Raw genomic sequence first — 17,534 nt, 5'->3', positions numbered from 1 at the left:
TCGTGATTGTCAGTCACTGGCCCGCATCGTGGAACCTGAATTTGTCGGCCGACGAGACTCGTTCGCGAACGACCCTCTGTCCTGGACCAACCGGTCCAGGGCGGAACCCATTGGAAATGCTTTCCCGAACCCCGCCGCCCGCTCGCGCGCCGCCGCCGGTCCAACTTGGTCGACCCAATAAAAGGGCCCGCCCAGGGGGCCCGGGAAGCCGATGCCGAGCACGGCCGCGATGTCGCCGTCGTCGGGGTGCTCGATGATGCCCTCGTCCCAGCACAGCAGCGCCTCGGACACGAAAGACAACAGCAGGCGCGAGCGGGCGGCCGATTCGCTCGGCCCGCGCCCGGCCCTCAGTTCGGGGTTCGCGCCCGCTCGGCGGCCGGCCTCGTAGCGGTAGAAGCCGAGCGAGGCTGCCCGGCCGCCGGCGCCCTGCTCGATCAGCCGGGTCAGCACGGCTTCGACCGCGTCGATGTCGAGGCGGTCGGTGAACAGCCGCCGGGCGACGTGGCCGATGCTGGCCTGTAGCACCAACTGGAGCGTTGCCTGATCGATAGCCTGGAGCGGGCCGGCCGGGAACCCGGCGAGCCGCGCCGCGTGGTCGACCGCCTCGACCGCCATGCCCTCGATGACGAGCCGCACGCCCTCGACGAGCCATCGCGCGTACACCCGCGAGGTGTAGAAACCGGGGCTGTCCGCGACAACGATCGGAACCTTGCCCATGGCGGCGCCGAGACGAGCCGACGCCTCCACGGTCGCCGGCGTGGTCCCGGCGTGCGGCACGAGTTCGATGAGCCTCATCCGCTCGACGGGGCTGAAGAAGTGCATGCCCATGAACCGCGACGGGTTCGGCACCGATGGCGCCAGCGAGCCGACGCTGATGGCCGACGTGTTGGTCGCGATCACCGCGTCGGATGGCACTACCGCAGCCACTTCCGTGAGCACGTCGTGCTTGAGCTTCGGGACCTCGAAGACTGCCTCGATCACCGCATCGACGCCAGCAAGGCGGTCCCATCCGGTCGTGGCCGTCCACGATCCGGCGTGGCCCGAGCCTTGCGCGACGAACTCGTTTCGCCGCTCCCGGGCCGCGGCGAGGCGTTCGTCGTCGACGTCGCGTATGACGACGTCGATTCCGCGGGATGACGCGACCGCGGCGATGCCCGAACCCATCTGGCCGGCGCCTATGACGCCAAGCGTTGACAACGGCGGCAGCGAGGATGCTCGGGTCGCCCGGCGGATGCGCGATTCGATGTCTTTCAGGTGCCTGGCCGCCGCGAACTCGGGCCCTCGCAACAGTTTGACGAACCGCTCCCGCTCGACGCGAAGTCCGGCCTCGATCCCGCCGGCCACCCCTGCGCTGACGGCGGCGAAAATGGCGCGCTTCGCCTCGGTGGGGGCGACCTCCCTGGACTCGCGATCACGGATCACGGTCAGGTCGGCCTCCTCGGCCACCGTGTTCTCGGGCGACTGCCGGGCGAGTTCATGGGCGATCGTCACGGCAGCAGTGACGGGATCGCCGTCGACCAGCCGGGCGAGCCCGGCGGCTGCGGCGTCGCTGGCGCTAAGGCTGCGACCGGTCGTGAGCAGGTCGAGTGCCTTGGCCGTCCCCACGAAGCGGCGCAGCAACTGTGTGCCGCCCCCACCCGGGATGAGGCCTAGCGTGACCTCCGGAAAGCCGAACGTGGCACTCGCTGAGCAGACGATGACGCGCGCCCCCAGGGCCAGTTCCAACGCTCCGCCGTAGGCCCGACCCTCGACGGCGGCCACGATGGGTTTCGGCGACGCCGTCATCCGCAGCATCGTGCTGTGTATGCCTTCAAGGACCACGATCGCGTCCTCCCGGCGCGCGAGCTGCGGTAGCCAGTCGAGGTCAGCGCCGGTCCCGAACGACCCCGGCTTGGCCGAGGCGAGCACGGCGGCGGACAGCTCCGTACGGTCGGCCAGGCCGCGTAGCTGCGCATCAAGCTCGGCGAGCAGCACCTCGTCGACCACGTTGACGGTTCGGTCGGCGGCGTCGAGCCAGAGCACAAGAACCTCGCCGCGGATTTCCGCGCGGATGCGGTCAGCCATCTCCCCGTGTCCCCTTCAGCCCGAGTGACCTTCCGATGGTGTCCTTGAGTACCTCGTTGGCGCCTGCGTAGATGGTTTGCACCCTGCTGTCGGCCCAGGCTCTGGCGATCGGATATTCGAGCATGTAGCCGTATCCGCCATGGATCTGGACAGCCCGGTCAACAACCCGCTGGCACATCTCCGTGATCCACCATTTGGCCTGCGCGGCATCGATATGATCGAGCTTCTTCACGTTGTGGCGCAGGATCAGCCGGTCGAGGTAGACACGCGCGATGTCGACTTCCGTCTTCATCTCCGCGATTGTCAAGCGGACGCTCTGGAGCGCGCCGATCGGGGCGCCGAAGGCGACGCGGCTCCGCGCGTGTTCGATCGCGAGATGGAGGGCCCGCCGGGCCTGCGCCTCGGCATGGGCCGCGACGGCCAGCCGTTCCTGCGTCAGGTGCCGCTTGATGATGGCGAGGCCGTCCCCCTCGGCACCCAGCCGATCCGCTATGGGAACCCGTACGTCGTTGAAGAACAGCTCGCACGTGGCAGCGGCGTGCTGGCCGACCTTCCGCAACGGCGCGCCCCTGGCGAATCCGGGTGCGGTGGTGGGAATGACGAGCAGACTCAGGTTCTTGCCGGGTCCGGTCCTGACCGCCGTGATGACGAGGTCGGCGTTCGTGCCGTTGGTGATGAACGTCTTCGACCCGTTGACGACGTAGTGGTCGCCCTCGCGCACCGCGGTGGTGGCGATCGAACCGACGTCGGAGCCGGCCCCGGGTTCAGTCATGGCGAGTGCGACGATCGCATGGCCGGCGACCGCGTTGGGCAGCCAGCGCGCCTGCTGCTCGCTGGAGGCCGAGCCCACCAGGTACGGCATGGCGATATCGGCCTGCATGCTCAGGCCGAGCCCGACCGCCAGGACGTCTGCCTCGGCGAGACACTCGATGAGGATCGCGTTGTACCGCCAGTCGCTCACACCGGCGCCACCGAACTCGGGCGGCGCATCGAACCCAAACACGCCGATCTGACCGGCCTCCTCGAACAACTCCCGGCCCACTCGGTGCTCCCGCTCCCACCGTTCCCGGTTCGGCACGATCCGAGTCGCTACAAACCGGCGTACGACGTCGCGGTACTGCTCATGTTCGGACTCGTAGATGCTCCCACTCATCGCAGCGTTCCCCATCCTCCGTCAATCGGCAGAACCACACCCGTGACCCAGTCCGTCGCCGGCGACGCGAGGTAGATCGCGGCACCGGCGACATCCTCAGCCCGACCGTTGCGCCCAAGCGGGTTGCCGTCGTGGAGTTCTTGGAACTCGCCTGGGACAAATGCACGGCTGGTCATGCGGGACTCGAAAATGCCCGGCGCAATCGCGTTGACGGTGATTCTCTCGGGTGCCAGCCGCTTGGCGAGGTGACGGGTCAGGTGGTGCAGACCGGCCTTGGACGCCGAATACGCATACGACTCCCACCGCGGCACGAACAGGCCATCTACGGACCCGATGTTGATGACCCGGGCCGTGCCCCGCGCCACGACCGCGCTGCGCAGCGCGGGAAGGCAGGCCACCACCAACTGGAACGGAGCCTTGAGGTTGAGCGTGAGCACCTTGTCCCAGCCGTCGTCGGGGTATTGCTCCAGGTCAGCACCCCATGTCGTCCCGGCGTTGTTGATCAACACATCGAGCGAGTCCACGTGCTCTGCAAGGTTTTCGGCGAGGCACCGGACGCCGGCCGGGGTCGACAGATCAGCCGGAAGCGGGATCGCGCGGGGTCCCAGGTCGTGGGCGACTGACTTGCAGTCCTCGGCAGAACGAGCCGAGATGAATACCGTCGCACCGGCCGATATGAAGCCAGACGCCAGCATCGCTCCGATCCCCTTTGTGCCGCCCGTGACAAGGACCGAACGCCCCGAGACGTCGAACGACGGAGGTGCGCCGCTCACCGGACGCGCTCGATGATGGTCGCGTTCGCCATGCCGCCGCCCTCGCATATCGTCTGCAGTCCCCAGCGGCCGTCGCGCCGTTCAAGTTCGTTGACCAGGCTCCCCAGGAGCTTGGCGCCCGAGGCGCCGAGCGGATGGCCGTTGGCGATTGCCCCCCCGGCCACATTGACGCGTTCCGGGTCAGCCTTCATCTCGCGCTGCCACGCCAGGACCACCGGGGCGAATGCTTCATTCACCTCAAATACATCGACATCATCGATCGTCAGCCCAGCCGATGCGAGCGCCTTCCGGGTCGCCGGAATGACGCCGGTCAGCATGAGGAGTGGATCGTCACCGACCACTGAGAATGCGCGGACCACGGCTCGGACGCGAAGGCCGAGGCGTTCAGCGACGGAGCGCTCCGCCAGGAGCACGCCGGCTGCTCCGTCGGAGATCTGGGAAGAGTTGGCGGCGGTGATGTGCCAACCGATCTCGGGGAAGCGGCGCGCGTATTCGTCGGTGCGGAAGGCCGGACCGAGGTGGGCGATGGACGCTGCGGTCGTCTGCGGCCGCACGCCCTCGTCGGTCACCACAATGTCACCGGTGGAGCCATCTCCCCGATGGATCCGGGTGGGGACAATGTCGCCACGATCGGAGCTGGCGGCCGCCCGCTGGTGTGAGCGAGCGGCGAACTCGTCGAGGTCGTCGCGGCCGAAGCCCCAGCGTGCGGCTATGAGTTCGGCCGAGATGCCCTGGGGAACGAGCCCTTCCTCAAATCGCCGGGCTACGCCCGGACCACTGGGATCCTTGCCCGCCGCCGAGGAGAACATGGGCACGCGGGACATCGACTCCACACCGGCGGCAATCACAATGTCATAGGCGCCGGCCATGATCCCCTGCGCGGCGAAGTGGACGGCCTGCTGGGAGGATCCACATTGGCGGTCGACCGTCGTGGCGGGCACGGTGACCGGGAAGCCGGCCGCCAACACCGCGTTGCGGGCCACGTTGAAGGACTGTTCGCCAATCTGCGACACGCAGCCCACGATGACGTCATCAATGGTGCGTGCGTCCACTCCGGTCCGCTCGACGATCGCCCCTAGGACATGGGCGAGCAGGTCGGCAGGGTGCCACCCCGACAACGTTCCGGACGGCTTGCCCTTGCCTAACGGCGTCCTGACGGCGTCAACAATGACCGCTTCGCGCATCGCCCCTCCTTGGGTTGCGGTCACGTTACATTGCTGTCCATGGAAAATGCAAGGGTCCGAAAACCCCAGCTCAGGGGCGTTGTTGGCGGGTAGCAACCTCGGGCGACCCAGGGGAGGATGCCGCCGACGGCTGCCCAGCGGATCATGACTTCCGATGCGAAAGGGGTGGGTTTCGTAGCTCGCGGGCGAGGCCGCGGCGGGCGGTCAGCCAGGCCAGGATTTGCTTGAACCACCCGGCGAGGGCGCACGGCGAAGCCGCGCCGGATGGGTGTGGCCGCATAGGGGACGCGCCTCCGGTTTGCCCATCCCCTTCGGGAACGGCAGCATCGGCTCGATGATCTCCCACTGAACGTGACGGGAGACCTTAAAATACCCATAACACGCAAAGTGTGTGAATCAAATACGCTCTGCACATGCGGCCCGGCCGTCAACGGATCGGGTCGGTGCTGCCGGGACGCATACAGCGACCGCCCCGGATCCGTCGTCACCAATCCGGTGGCGAGCGCGTATCCAGTTACATATTTGAATTAAGGGCCATGCAAACCGGCCCTTGCCGAGGTCGTCCCCGCAACGTATCTTCCACCGGGACGCGGAAGCGGATGCCATGGCTCGCCATCAGGCCAGGCCTGGCTCGGCACCCCTGGCCTGGCCCGGCACGCTCGCCTGGCCCGGCACCCCTGGCCTGAGCAAAGCTGACTCGGCCACTGTGGACGGTTGCCTCGGAATCCACGGATGACGCTCAACGGTACGGAGGAAGAGTCAATGGCGGGACCACTGAGTGGGCTGCGGATCTTGGAGTTCGCCGGCCTGGCGCCCGGACCGCATGCGGCCATGGTGCTGGCCGACCTGGGCGCCGACGTGGTGCGGATCTGCCGACCGGGCCAGGACTCAGAACCCGTGGCCACCAACCATCTTCTACGTGGCCGGGACAGCTTCGCAGTCGACCTGAAGTCGGCGACCGGCCGGGAACTGGCTACGCGGCTGGCCGCCCGTGCCGATGTGCTGATCGAGGGACACCGGCCTGGCGTAATGGAGAGGCTTGGCCTCGGACCGGACAAATGCCTGGACGACAACCCCCGTCTCATCTACGCGCGGATCACGGGCTGGGGCCAGGACGGTCCGCTGTCCCCACGCGCCGGCCACGACATCAACTACGTCGCGCTCACCGGCGTACTGCGGGCAATCGGCCACGCCGACCAACGGCCAGTGCCGCCGCTGAACCTGGTCGGCGACTTCGGTGGCGGATCAATGTTTCTGCTGGTCGGCATCCTCGCCGCGCTCTGGGAACGGGACCGCAGCGGTCGGGGCCAAGTCATCGACGCGGCGATGATTGACGGCGTCGGAGTGCTCGCCAACGCCATCTGGGGACTGCGCGCCACCAACCGCTGGTCGGACGAGCGCGGAACCAACCTGCTCGACTCCGGCGCACCGTTCTACGACACCTATGAATGTGCCGACGGCGAGTACGTGGCCGTGGGAGCCATCGAGCCGCAGTTCTACGCCGCGCTGCTGGATGGGCTGGGGCTAACCGCCGCCGACCTAGCCGCGCAGAATGACCGGGCCAACTGGCCACGCGTACGAGCCCGGCTGGCGCAGGAGTTCGCGCGCCACCCACGCGCACATTGGGAGACAGTCTTCGCCGACACCGACGCCTGCGTGACGCCGGTGCTCAGCTTCGCCGAGGCTCCCCACCACCCGCACCAGCGGGCACGCGGGAACTTCGTCGACGTCGGCGGTGTCGACCAGCCGACGCCCGCGCCGAGGTTCGCCCGAACGCCAACGGACCACCCACGGCCCGCCCGCGATCTCGATCCGTCGGCGCTCGAGGAACGCTGGTCCCGATAAGCAGCATGATCGATCAAGCCACCGGGAAGAACTCAAGGCCGCCACCCGATGTCGGCCCGCCAGGAGATAAGCCCAATGGATGGAAGGCGGTACAACACATGACAGATGGCAGCCGCGAGAAGAGAACGCCCGCCCTTTCCAACTGGGGCACGTTTGGCGATGACGACGAAATTGGGACACTGAACTACCTCACCGCCGACGTCGTGGCTCGTGCCGCTGGCGCCGTCCGTACCGGGGAACGGTTTCCGCTCAATCTCCCGAGCAATATGCCCAGCGTCGGGCCGGAACAAGTGCCCGTGTTCAAGATCGATGCCCCCGGCTTCAAGCGTGTATCCCACCGCGTGAACACGGTCATACCGCAAGGTCTCGTCACGAATGACGACCATGTGGTGATGGCCACACAAGGATCGTCTCAGTGGGACGCGTTCGTTCACGCCGGGTTCGACGAACCGGGAGTCGACGGCGTCTTCTACAACGGGGTTACCCGGGCCGATGTGAGTTCTACTGGCCATGCCCACCGGGGCGGCATCGACAAGATTGCGCAGGTTGGAATCGTCGGCCGCGGCGTGCTACTCGACATAGCCCGAATCGTGAGTGGAGGAGGCCCCGAACCGCTGCCCCTGGACTACGTGATTTCGGTCGACGATACCATCAGATGCCTGCGTGAGCAGGAGATAGAGATTCAACCCGGCGACATTGTGTGTTTTCGCACCGGCTGGACGGAAACCTTTCTCGACGCCGACGATTCCTACCGCGTGGAACGCATGTCCGTCAGACCGGGCGGCATCCACCCTCAGTCACCTGGCATTACTGGTGACCACGCCACGCTCGCCCATGAGCAGCGATGGTCAGCGGTAACGGCGGACAACCCTGGAATCGAGGCGATGCCGATGCCAGCACCCCAAGACACCGCTCACGTGCGGATGTTGCGCAATCTTGGCATACCCTTTGGCGAATTGTTCCACTTCAAGGCGCTCGCGGAGGAATGTGCTCGCGATAGGCGATGGGACTTCATGTTTGTGGCCGTTCCACTGTGGATTCCAGGTGGCGCTGGGTCTCCTGCGAATGCTATCGCAATCAGATAGGCGCCAGCGGGATATTTCTCGTGGTATCGACCGCAGAGACTTATCGAGCCGAGCATATATCCCGACCAAGATCTTCGCGGGCGGCAATAGGGATCGGATAGCTGTAGGGTCATTCAAAAGTAAGTTGATGTCCGCTGATATTACAGTGACGTGATCTCAACAAGATTCGGGTAGGTAGCGGTATTCGAAGTCAGGGCCCCGGCAAAGTCGTCAGGTGATACCGGGCAGTGCCAGTGGGCGGGTGCTGTCGCGGGCGTGATGCCTGTTGGTGGCGGTGATGTTGGTGACCCCGGTCAGGCGTAGGGCGCCGATGGCGGCGTTGCGGAGGGCGGCCATGACCTCGGGTCCGGTGCCGGTGCGGATCTGGCTGCGGTCTTCGTCGTAGGTGATATCGCGGCCCCAGTGGACCTTGTTCTTGATCGACCAGTGCCCGCGGATCCAGTCGGCCAGTTGGGCCGGTTTCGCCTGGTGGACGCGGAGGTCGGTGATGGTGTGAACGGTTTCGGTGGTGAAGCGTTTCGGCTGCTCCAGGCGGTGTCTGCGGCGGCGGGTCTGGATGGCTTGGGCGGCGTGGGGGACGTCGATTCCGGTGGAGATCGTCAGGATTTTCAGGCTGCGGATTTCGCGGCGGCCGTGCCCGCGGTCGCGGTTGCGGTTGCGGGTCGCGTCCGGGACTGCTTGCCTGGGCAGGCCGGCGAGTTGGCTGTGCAAGCTGGGCTGGTGGCCTTTGACGGTCAGGATCCAGTGCGCGCCGTGTTGCGCGAGGTAGGTGACGTGCTGACGCTGGCAGTGCAGCGCGTCGGGGGTGATCACGGTGTCGCGCAGGTCGCTGATCTGGTCGAGCAGCGGTGCGAACCGGGTGATCTCGTTGGTCTTGCCGTCGACGTCGATGCTGGCCAGGACCACACCGGTGGCATGGTCGCAGGCGGTCATCACGTGCCGGGCGGCGGTGTCGGTGGTGCGGGAGCCGTGCAGGGCATTGCCGTCGACGGCGATCACCCGGCCGGATGTCGAGGTGGTGGCGGTGGCCCGGCCGGCAAGCCAGACGCCGATCGCCCCGGTCAGTAGCTGCGGGTCCATGGCCTGCAACAGGCGACGGATCATCGCCTCCGAGGGGCGCCGCTCGGGAGTCATGCCCAGGGCGAGAGCCGTCGTTGCCGGAACGTCGGCGACCCACTCGCCGATCGCGGCGTACGAGCGGTAGCCAGCGACCACGGCACACACCGCTGCGGTGACCACGACCGCCAGCCGGTGCCGGACACCGCGCCGGGCGCGTGGATCAGGCACACCGGCCAGCGCTTCGAGTAGCCCGCCGGCGGTTTCGGCAACGGTCAGAGCCGGTGCGCAGGACACCGACGAGATCAGCGATGATGGCAGTGCGGGCATGACTCACTTCGGCGATCAGCATGGCGTAGGAACCTTGATGATCTTCCGAGCCGGTCATGCGCCGCCTTGCCGCCACCAACAGCGGCGCTTCTACCCCAAGCCTCACAAGTCAGACACCGTCACAACTTTGCCGGGGCCCTGGCGAGACCCCCGAGGGGTCCCGCCCTGTCGTTCCGCCTGCGGCGCTGTCAGGCTCTGGCCTGCGCGCAGGCCTCTCGGATCCGTCTCACAGCTTCGTCCCAATACGGCTCTGCTCGCCGTAGCGACCAAACGAAAGTGGACCCCGTTGGGGGCAGTATCCGAACGAATACCTCGTCCCCAAACCTCGTGGTGATGTTAATCGCCCCTTTGGCAACCGGATCCACTGCAGTGATGTCCCGAAGGCTTACCGCCTTGGCCCGCACTACCGATTCCCCAAGACCAGGCATTCCCAGGAGTCGGCGAGGGGCGAAGAGCAGCCGGGAGTCAGTCAGGATGAGCAGGACACCAAAAGCGGACAGGACGGTCCTCCCAAAAGGGAAGTACGCCCTCTGCGTAAAAACAATCTTTTCACCGCCCGCCAGGCACGGCCAACCGTACTCTGCCATTTCCCTACCCACTTTCCCGATTCCGAATAACCGGACCGTCAGATGCGCGCCACCTCCACCCGCTGCGGCGTCACCCATAGCGGCTTCGGCTTCCGAGACTCGAAATAGCTCTCATAGTACTTGTAGAGCCCAACCTCGGCGCCCACAATAGTTCCGACCCCTGCACCGACCGGCATGCCAAACACACATCCCGCACCGAACACCCAAATTCCGGCTGCACATCCAATGCCTGTTCCCACGCCGGCCCCGGCAGCCGCGCCGATCCCAACTAGTGTCGCGTGTCTGAAATGGCTTTACGGTTGGGGTGGGGGAGGATGAGGCGTGTCTGTAGCTGCGCCGTTGGTTCTGCGTCCGGGTGATGGTGTCCGTCTTCGTGAGTTGACTCGCTCGTCGACCGCGCCGGCTGGGCATTTGCAGCGGGCGCGGATGGTGTTGATGGCGGCGGAAGGGTTGCCCAACGCGGAGGTCGCGCGACGGGTCGGGACGACTCGTCAGACCGTCATCGCCTGGAGGGCCCGATACGCCGCCGGCGGGCTCGGTGCCTTGGCGGATCTGCCACGTCCGGGCCGCCCGCCGGTCATCGACGAGGCCGTCGTGGTGAGCGTGACGCTGAACCCGCCACCGGCGGACCTGGGGATCACGCACTGGTCGGCCCGAACCCTGGCCGACCAACTGGCCAGGGCAGGCACACCGGTCAGCTTCGCCGAGATCGCCCGGATCTGGCGGGGCTGGGGTCTGCAGCCCCACCGGGTCGAGACGTTCAAGTTCTCCACCGACCCGCAGCTAGAGGCCCAGATCCGCGACGTGGTCGGTCTCTACCTCGACCCCCCGGACAAAGCCGTCGTCGTCTGCGTCGATGAGAAGTCCCAGATCCAGGCCCTCGACCGGACCGCACCGTTGCTGCCCATACGCTTCGACCAGGCCGAACGACGCACCCACGACTACAAACGCCACGGCACCACTGCTCTGTTCGCCGCCCTGGAGGTCGCCACCGGCCGGATCACCACCGACGCCTGCTACCCCCGACACCGCAACAACGAGTTCCTGGCCTTCCTCAAACAGGTCGCCAAGGCCCACCCCCGCGTCAAACTCCACGTCGTCTGCGACAACTACGCCACCCACCACCACCCGAACGCCAAAGCCTGGCTCGCCAGACACCCCCGCATCACCCTGCACTTCACCCCGACCAGCGCATCCTGGATGAACCTCGTCGAGGTCTTCTTCGGCATCATCACCCGCCAAGCCATCCGCCGGAGCACCTTCACCAGCGTCCCCGACCTGATCGGCGCCATCCGCACCTTCATCGACGCCTACAACGAACGCTGCCAACCATTCGCCTGGACCAAGACCGCCGACCAGATCCTCACCAAAGCCAACCGTCAAAAGAACTCAGACACGCGACACTAGGCACACCGAACATGAGGGCCCCCGTGATCATCCCAACGTCATGGCGCGCTCAACGTACAGAGAAGCTCTCATCGACGTCAATATCCAGCCCTTGCGGACTTGGGGAGACGTCACGGAGCTGTTGACAACCACACCGGCGCCACAATGTTTCGGACCCGGAGCGGTCGGAGAAACAGGCGACCGCCTGTTTAACCGGCGGGGCAGACCTCATTCAGTTCCTTTCGCACACTGATCAAATCCTTCCCCGTCTTATCAGCGCCACCCAAGGCCCGCTGGCGAAGTAGGTCGATGTAGTGGCTCAGAACGGTGCGGAGTCGCTCGTCGCTCACCCGCTCGACCAGTGGACGGAGTTGCGCGGACCAGGCCTCAAAATAGCGGCGACGCAATTCGGCCAAGTCAGCCGCACCGGGAGCGCCGATGTACGCCGCCTCCACCGCGTCGTAGTAGGCGCGGCCCTCCGGCGTACCACCGGAGACGTACCGCTCGTCAATCACCCTGACGTCCACACAGATCTCCGCCGAATTATCGGGTGTAACCGGGCGGTCCCCCGAATCCACCCGCCCGCAGCCGGCGACTGCGAGGACCACCGCCGCCACCCCCCACCACCGCTGCCAGGTTGCCATCAATGCCATCACAGGTCCTCAACTCGTCTCATCTGGCCCCAGTCCGTCAGCGGCTGACGGGCCGGGGAGTCTGCTGCATCGAACCACACCAACCTACATTCATCAAAGACCCAGTGATGTCCCCGCCTCAGGGAGCCAGCACCTGCCGATTGGGCCCTGATCGCGTTGACCGCACGGACACCGCTCTATCTCCGCCCGCCAGACCTCAGCGCTTCGACGATCGCCACCACGTCGCGCAACCCGGTTCGACGTATCCATTAAGACGCATATCCGAATGCGATCGGCGGCAACAATAACAGCAACGCAAGCGCCAGGACACGCCCTCAGCCCACGCCGACGAATATCAGAGTAGTGCCAATATGGAGATGAGTCGACCCAACCTTATCCAAGATAATCAGACGAAAGGAACATCCACCACCCCCGATTGCGGTTACCGATCATTCTTTCGAGCGAGCAAGCCACGATAGCGCATCTTCATTCTCTGAGCCTTTTCCAAGCTGATCTTGCAGCTCGGGCGGGTGTGGCGGGTCCCGGTGGCTGATGGGTGCGAGGCTCCAGGTAGGACAGCTGTCGACCAAGACCCGAAGCCCCGACCGGGAGCCTCGCCATGCTGTCCTTCCCCGGCCATGGTCCCGTTGTCCAGCCGGACCCTGAACCACCTCGCCGACCGCATTCGCGCCCACCGCCAGCAGCGCCGATCCCGGTGGCGGTGTCTCGAACCAGGTCAGCAGGCTCTGCTCGCCCTGGCCTACCTGCGCAACGGCGACACCTACACCCGCCTCGCGGCCGGCTTCGCCGTCGGCGTGGCCACCGCCTGGCGCTACGTTCAGGAAGCGATCAGCCTGCTCAGCGCGTCCGCCGATGACCTGGACACCGCGATGCAGCGCGTCCGCGCCTTGGCGTACGCGATCCTGGACGGCACGCTGATCCCGATCGACCGGGTCGCCGACCAGAAGCCGTACTACTGCGGTAAACACAAGCGGCACGGCGTGAACGTGGAGGTCATCGCCGACGCTGCTGGCCGGCTCGTGTGGGCGTCACCAGCCCTGCCGGGCTCGACGCACGACCTGACCGCCGCCCGCTCTCACGGCATCATCGATGCGCTGACCAACGCGAACGTGATGACCTTCGCCGACAAGGGTTATCAGGGCGCCCGTGGCAGCGTGCGGACGCCGTTCAAGCAGCGCCGCTTCCGGCCGAAGCTGTCCCGCCGGCAGAAGGCGGTCAACCGTGCCCACGCCAAGATCCGCGCCCGCGGCGGGACGAGCGATCGCCACCCTCAAGACCTGGAAGGTCCTGGCCAAGCTGCGTTGCTGCCCACGCCGAGCCACCGCGATCGTGCAGGCGATCCTCGTCCTCCACCACGTCGAGGCCCACCGCTACGCATGATGATAATGGCTCTCTGCGGCAGCGGCCACCGACCGCTTCGACATGGCCGCCTGAACAGCGTGACGGCGCGCCTTGCTGACCACAGGAGGCCCGCCGCCGGCCCGAGCCGGACCGCCTCGCTGTAGGGCCCTATATCCGTCAGTGCACGAAGAAGCCGTTTTCCAGGTCGAACATCGTCCTCTCTGCCTTGGCCCGCAGCGCCGCCATCACCCGGCGGGCCAGCAACTCCGACATCCGCTCCTTGACGTCCTACTGCGCGCACCACGCATCGACTACCGCCTCGCCGGCCGACGCGTCACCATTCGCCTCGATCGACCGCAGCGTGCTGCACCTACTCGACACCGACCGAACGCTGGCGCAACCTGCCCAACCCGCTGATCCCGACCGAGCAGACGCACATCCGCGACGCCCGCCCGTTGACGTTGGGCGGCCGGCCCGGGGTGGTGGCACTCCCCCGGACGCCTGTGCCGGCGGGGAAGGATGCGATCTCAGGCGCCCGTCGGCCGTGGCAGCACCCGGGCGGCGCCCCGGTTGAGGACGACACGACCGGTGCCGTCCACGGCCTGAAAGGCGGCGCCATAGCGGCGGCGCCAGATGCGGATTGTCAGGGTATCGCCGGGATACACGGGGGCGGTGAAGCGCGCGTCGATGCCACGCAGCCGGGCCGGGTCCGATCCGGCGACCGTGTGCAGCAGGGCGCGCCCTGCGTAGCCGTACGTGCAGAGCCCGTGCAGCAGCGGCCGGGGCAGGCCGGCGCGTTCGGCGACCGTCGGGTCGCTGTGTAGCGGGTGCGATCGCCACTGAGCCGGTAGAGCAGTGCCTGGTCGGCTGGCACCGGGGAGCGTATCTCGTGGTCGGGCGGTCCGGCGGGGGCCAGCCGGGCGGGAGCGGATGCCCGGTCGCCGCCGAAGCCGCCGGCGCCGATGACGAAGAAGCCCGCGGTGGCGGTGGCCAGCGGACCGCCCCGCGCGTCGCGGATCCGGGAGACGACGCGGACCAGGGCACCGCTGCCCTGGTCGTACACGGCGGTGACGGCGGCGGTAGTGCGGGCCGTGCCGGCGGGGGGTAGTTCGCGGTGCAGCCACAGGGACTGTTCGGCATGGCGGACGACCGCCGGGTCGCCGAGCGGGGGCGGGTCGGCGGTTTGCCGCCAGCGGCGCAGCGAGGCGGGCCAGGGGCGGTCTCCGGGCGCTTCGGGGCCCGCGCTGAGGATCATGGGAAACCTCGATTGTGAATCTGGATCTACCGAACTGCTGGTCAGCGGGCCGCAGTCTCTTGACGCTGCGCTCGACAGCACAGTACCGTCCCATATTAAGAAACACGGACCACTATATGAGCCGTCGAGGACTGGGGTAGCCATGAAGATGCGAACGTTGCGGGTAGCCTCCGCGGCTCTGCTGATAACGGTCTCCGGGGCCGCATGCGCCGAGAACCAGACGGGCGACAAGGCCGGTAGCTCCGCCGTCGCGCCGTCCGCCAACGTCACGTTCGGTGTGGGCGTCGACCCGGCGTACTCCCCGATCTACCTGGCCGACCAGGACAAGCTGTTCGCCGCGGCGGGCGTCAACGTTACGGTGACCCAGTTCCAGGAGGGCACCGGCGGTCTCGACGCGATCCTGGCCAAGCAGGGCCAGTTCACCGCCAGCACCGAATCCAGCCTGCTCAACCGGGCCACCCGTGGTGACATCAAGGGCCTGGCGGTCTTCTCCCAGTCGCCCAACTTCATCAAGCTCGTCGCCCGCTCCGGAATCACGGACGTCGCCGCCATCAAGAAGTACGGCGTCGTGCCCGGCACCGTCAACGAGTACGCCACCAACAAGGTCCTCGCGGCCAAGGGCATCAGCCGTGACGCCGTCGAGTTCGTCAAGGCCTCCCCGGCCGAGATGCCGGCACTGCTGCAGCGCGGCGACGTCGACGGCTACATCATGTGGGAGCCGTGGCCGTCGCGCGGCGTGGCCAACGGCGGCAAGGTGCTGCTCACCAGCGGCGACATCGGCTACGTCTACAACCTCGTGATCGGCGTCGACGGCGCCTGGTACGAGGCGAACAAGGACGCCGCCAAGAAGGTCGTCGACACCGTCGGCAAGGCGTGCGAGCAGCTCTCCGCCGACTCCGCAAAGGCCGGCGCGGTCACCGAGAAGGCGATCAAGGTCCCGGCGGCCGAGGCGCAGACCCTCCTGCAGGGCGTGGAGTGCAAGGTCCGCGACTTCACCGACGATGACCTGAGGCGCTACGCCGAAATCGCCAAGTTCCAGCAGGACAGCAAGATCGTGCAGAAGGCTGCCGACCCTGCGACGGTGATGGTCAGGGGCGTGGTGTGACGTCCCCCGACACCCGTACGGCATCCCCGACCGGCCGGTCGTCCTCGACCGGCCGCGGCGGGGACCCCGTCTCCCTTCGCGACGTCGACATCCGCTTCGGTGACTTCGATGCGGTACGCGGCGCGACACTCGACATCGCGGCGGGCGAGTTCGTCTGCCTGCTCGGGCCCAGCGGCTGCGGCAAGTCAACCCTGCTCAACGCGGTCGCCGGGTTCGTCACCCCGGCCGGCGGCGAGGTCACCTGCGGCGGCACCCCGGTCACCGGCCCGGACGTGGCACGCGGCGTGGTATTCCAGAGCGCGGAGGCGCTGTTCCCCTGGCTGACCGTCCGGCAGAACGTCGCGTTCGGCCCCCGGATGCGGCGCATGCCGAAGGCGCAGCGCACCGCCGTGGAGGACCGCTACCTGGCGATGGTCGGGCTCAGCCACAGCGCCGACCGGTTCCCCAGCCAGCTCTCCGGCGGCATGCGGCAGCGGGCGCAACTCGCCCGGGTGCTCGCCAACGAGCCCTCCGTCGTCCTCATGGACGAGCCGTTCGGGGCCCTGGACGCCCAGACCCGACTGGTCATGCAGATCGAGCTGGACCGGATCTGGCGCGACACCGGCGCCACCATCCTGTTCGTCACCCACGACATCGGCGAGGCGATCCTGCTCAGCGACCGCATCGTCACCATGACGGCCGGCCCGGCCGCCGCCATCAAGAACGTGTACCCGTGCGACCTGCCCCGGCCGCGCGACCTCACCGACCCGGCCAGCGCCGCCCTGTTCCGGCAGCTGCGCGAGGACATCGGCGAGGAGGTGGCCCGGACCCTGCGGGCCCAGGGGCTCGACGACGGGCACGACGGCCGACCGGCCGGCGACCAGGAAAGGGCGGGACGATGACCGTCGACGTGCGCACGGACCCGACGCCCACCCCCGTCGGGCCGCGCCGCCCGACGCGCCGGCGGACCGCCCGGCCCCAGCTGACCCGGATCGGGCTGTCGGTGCTCTCCGTGGCCCTCGGCATCGCCGTGTGGGACCTGGTGAGCCGCAACTACACGGCGTTCTTCCTGCCGTCACCGATGCTGACCTGGCACGGCGCGGTCGACCTGATCCGCGACGGCACCCTGTGGGCCTCGATCAGCGCCTCGTCAACCCGCATCCTGACCGGCTGGGCGCTCGGCGTCGTGATCGGCGTGCCGGTGGGGCTGCTCATGGGGTGCATCCCCTGGCTGCGGCTGATGCTCGATCCGTACATCCAGTTCTTCCGGTTCGTGCCGCCGATCGCCTTCGTCACGCTGGCGATCATCTGGCTCGGCCCGGGCGAGGCGTCCAAGATCGCGCTGATCTTCTACACCACCGTCTTCATCGTCGCGCTCAACACCCTCGCCGGGGTGCTGTCCGTCGACGAGCTGCGACTGCGGGCGGCCCGCGCCCTGGGGGCCTCGCCGCTGCGCAGCCTCGTGTCGGTGGTGCTGCCGTCCACGGTGCCGCACGTCGTCACCGGCGCCCGGCTCGCCATGGGCAACTCGTTCCTGACGATCGTCTCGGCGGAGATCGTCGCCGCACAGAGCGGGCTGGGCTCGCTGATCTGGACCGCCCGCAACTACGCCAAGACCGAGTGGGTCTTCGTCGGCATCCTCGCCCTCGGCCTGCTCGGCTACCTCTTTGACTGGATCTTGCGGACCGTCGCGCGGACCTCTCTGCGCCGCTACGGCGTCACCTTCTGACGGTCCCCC

At 67.3% G+C, this 17,534-nt stretch carries 13 protein-coding genes and 2 pseudogenes; 7 read left to right on the top strand and 8 right to left on the bottom strand.

Annotation, left to right across the window (positions count from 1 at the left end; all coding sequences use genetic code 11):
- Nucleotides 1–9 precede the first annotated feature (9 nt).
- Genes SNR22_RS06425 through SNR22_RS06410 form a run of 4 tightly spaced genes read right to left on the bottom strand, consistent with a single transcriptional unit; the run spans nt 10 to nt 5,174 of the window.
- On the bottom strand, nt 10–2,064 hold the full coding sequence (locus tag SNR22_RS06425; RefSeq protein WP_320065528.1) for a 3-hydroxyacyl-CoA dehydrogenase NAD-binding domain-containing protein: 2,055 nt from the start codon (nt 2,062–2,064) through the stop codon (nt 10–12).
- Nucleotides 2,057–3,217, bottom strand: coding sequence for an acyl-CoA dehydrogenase family protein (locus SNR22_RS06420; protein WP_320065527.1), 1,161 nt, complete (start codon nt 3,215–3,217; stop codon nt 2,057–2,059). The genes SNR22_RS06425 and SNR22_RS06420 overlap by 8 nt, the downstream gene beginning before the upstream one ends.
- Complete coding sequence (locus SNR22_RS06415) at nt 3,214–3,990, bottom strand: SDR family oxidoreductase (RefSeq protein WP_320065526.1); 777 nt, start codon at nt 3,988–3,990, stop codon at nt 3,214–3,216. The genes SNR22_RS06420 and SNR22_RS06415 overlap by 4 nt, the downstream gene beginning before the upstream one ends.
- Nucleotides 3,987–5,174: a thiolase family protein gene (locus SNR22_RS06410; protein WP_320065525.1), complete on the bottom strand. Its 1,188-nt coding sequence runs from the start codon at nt 5,172–5,174 to the stop codon at nt 3,987–3,989. Before SNR22_RS06410 ends, SNR22_RS06415 begins: the two co-directional genes overlap by 4 nt.
- A gap of 762 nt (nt 5,175–5,936) precedes the next feature.
- On the opposite strand from SNR22_RS06410, the gene SNR22_RS06405 reads away from it, so the two are divergent.
- Together SNR22_RS06405 and SNR22_RS06400 are read left to right on the top strand one after the other, a co-directional pair.
- Entirely contained in the window at nt 5,937–7,019 is a 1,083-nt protein-coding gene (locus tag SNR22_RS06405; RefSeq protein ID WP_320065524.1) for a CaiB/BaiF CoA-transferase family protein, read from the top strand.
- A 5-nt stretch (nt 7,020–7,024) separates the two neighbouring features.
- Nucleotides 7,025–8,104 carry a cyclase family protein gene (locus tag SNR22_RS06400; protein ID WP_320065523.1) on the top strand — a complete coding sequence of 360 codons (1,080 nt, stop codon included), beginning with the start codon at nt 7,025–7,027 and terminating at the stop codon, nt 8,102–8,104.
- A 210-nt stretch (nt 8,105–8,314) separates the two neighbouring features.
- On the opposite strand, the gene SNR22_RS06395 is transcribed toward SNR22_RS06400, so the two are convergent.
- The gene (locus tag SNR22_RS06395; RefSeq protein ID WP_320065522.1) at nt 8,315–9,490 is read right to left on the bottom strand and encodes an ISAs1 family transposase; all 1,176 of its coding nucleotides are present in this window, start codon (nt 9,488–9,490) and stop codon (nt 8,315–8,317) included.
- A 908-nt stretch (nt 9,491–10,398) separates the two neighbouring features.
- Here SNR22_RS06395 and SNR22_RS06390 point away from each other — a divergent pair.
- Complete coding sequence (locus tag SNR22_RS06390) at nt 10,399–11,484, top strand: IS630 family transposase (protein ID WP_413775601.1); 1,086 nt, start codon at nt 10,399–10,401, stop codon at nt 11,482–11,484.
- Nucleotides 11,485–11,672: 188 nt separating this feature from the next.
- On the opposite strand, the gene SNR22_RS06385 is transcribed toward SNR22_RS06390, so the two are convergent.
- Complete coding sequence (locus tag SNR22_RS06385; protein ID WP_320065521.1) at nt 11,673–12,116, bottom strand: hypothetical protein; 444 nt, start codon at nt 12,114–12,116, stop codon at nt 11,673–11,675.
- Nucleotides 12,117–12,733: 617 nt separating this feature from the next.
- Between SNR22_RS06385 and SNR22_RS06380 the strand changes: the two are divergent.
- Nucleotides 12,734–13,496: pseudogene (locus tag SNR22_RS06380) on the top strand (transposase family protein).
- A gap of 488 nt (nt 13,497–13,984) precedes the next feature.
- Here SNR22_RS06380 and SNR22_RS06375 read toward each other — a convergent pair.
- Together SNR22_RS06375 and SNR22_RS29350 are read right to left on the bottom strand one after the other, a co-directional pair.
- On the bottom strand, nt 13,985–14,581 hold the full coding sequence (locus SNR22_RS06375; RefSeq protein WP_413775604.1) for a MaoC/PaaZ C-terminal domain-containing protein: 597 nt from the start codon (nt 14,579–14,581) through the stop codon (nt 13,985–13,987).
- Nucleotides 14,476–14,712, bottom strand: a pseudogene (locus tag SNR22_RS29350) (hypothetical protein); the annotation flags it as partial. The gene SNR22_RS06375 and the pseudogene SNR22_RS29350, both read right to left, overlap by 106 nt.
- A gap of 142 nt (nt 14,713–14,854) precedes the next feature.
- Between SNR22_RS29350 and SNR22_RS06370 the strand changes: the two are divergent.
- Genes SNR22_RS06370 through SNR22_RS06360 form a run of 3 tightly spaced genes read left to right on the top strand, consistent with a single transcriptional unit; the run spans nt 14,855 to nt 17,525 of the window.
- Nucleotides 14,855–15,817 carry an ABC transporter substrate-binding protein gene (locus SNR22_RS06370; RefSeq protein ID WP_320065519.1) on the top strand — a complete coding sequence of 321 codons (963 nt, stop codon included), beginning with the start codon at nt 14,855–14,857 and terminating at the stop codon, nt 15,815–15,817.
- A complete protein-coding gene (locus tag SNR22_RS06365) occupies nt 15,814–16,698 on the top strand; it encodes an ABC transporter ATP-binding protein (RefSeq protein ID WP_320065518.1) in 885 nt (294 codons plus the stop codon). Before SNR22_RS06370 ends, SNR22_RS06365 begins: the two co-directional genes overlap by 4 nt.
- Nucleotides 16,695–17,525, top strand: a complete 831-nt coding sequence (locus tag SNR22_RS06360; RefSeq protein WP_320065517.1) for an ABC transporter permease — start codon at nt 16,695–16,697, stop codon at nt 17,523–17,525. Before SNR22_RS06365 ends, SNR22_RS06360 begins: the two co-directional genes overlap by 4 nt.
- Nucleotides 17,526–17,534 lie beyond the last annotated feature (9 nt).

Origin of the sequence: Micromonospora sp. RTGN7, from assembly GCF_033804645.1 — a bacterium.
In the GTDB taxonomy this organism is placed as follows: Bacteria; Actinomycetota; Actinomycetes; order Mycobacteriales; family Micromonosporaceae; genus Micromonospora.
The sequence above is the reverse complement of the archived record's forward strand: the minus strand, read 5'-3'. Positions and strand labels throughout refer to the sequence as shown.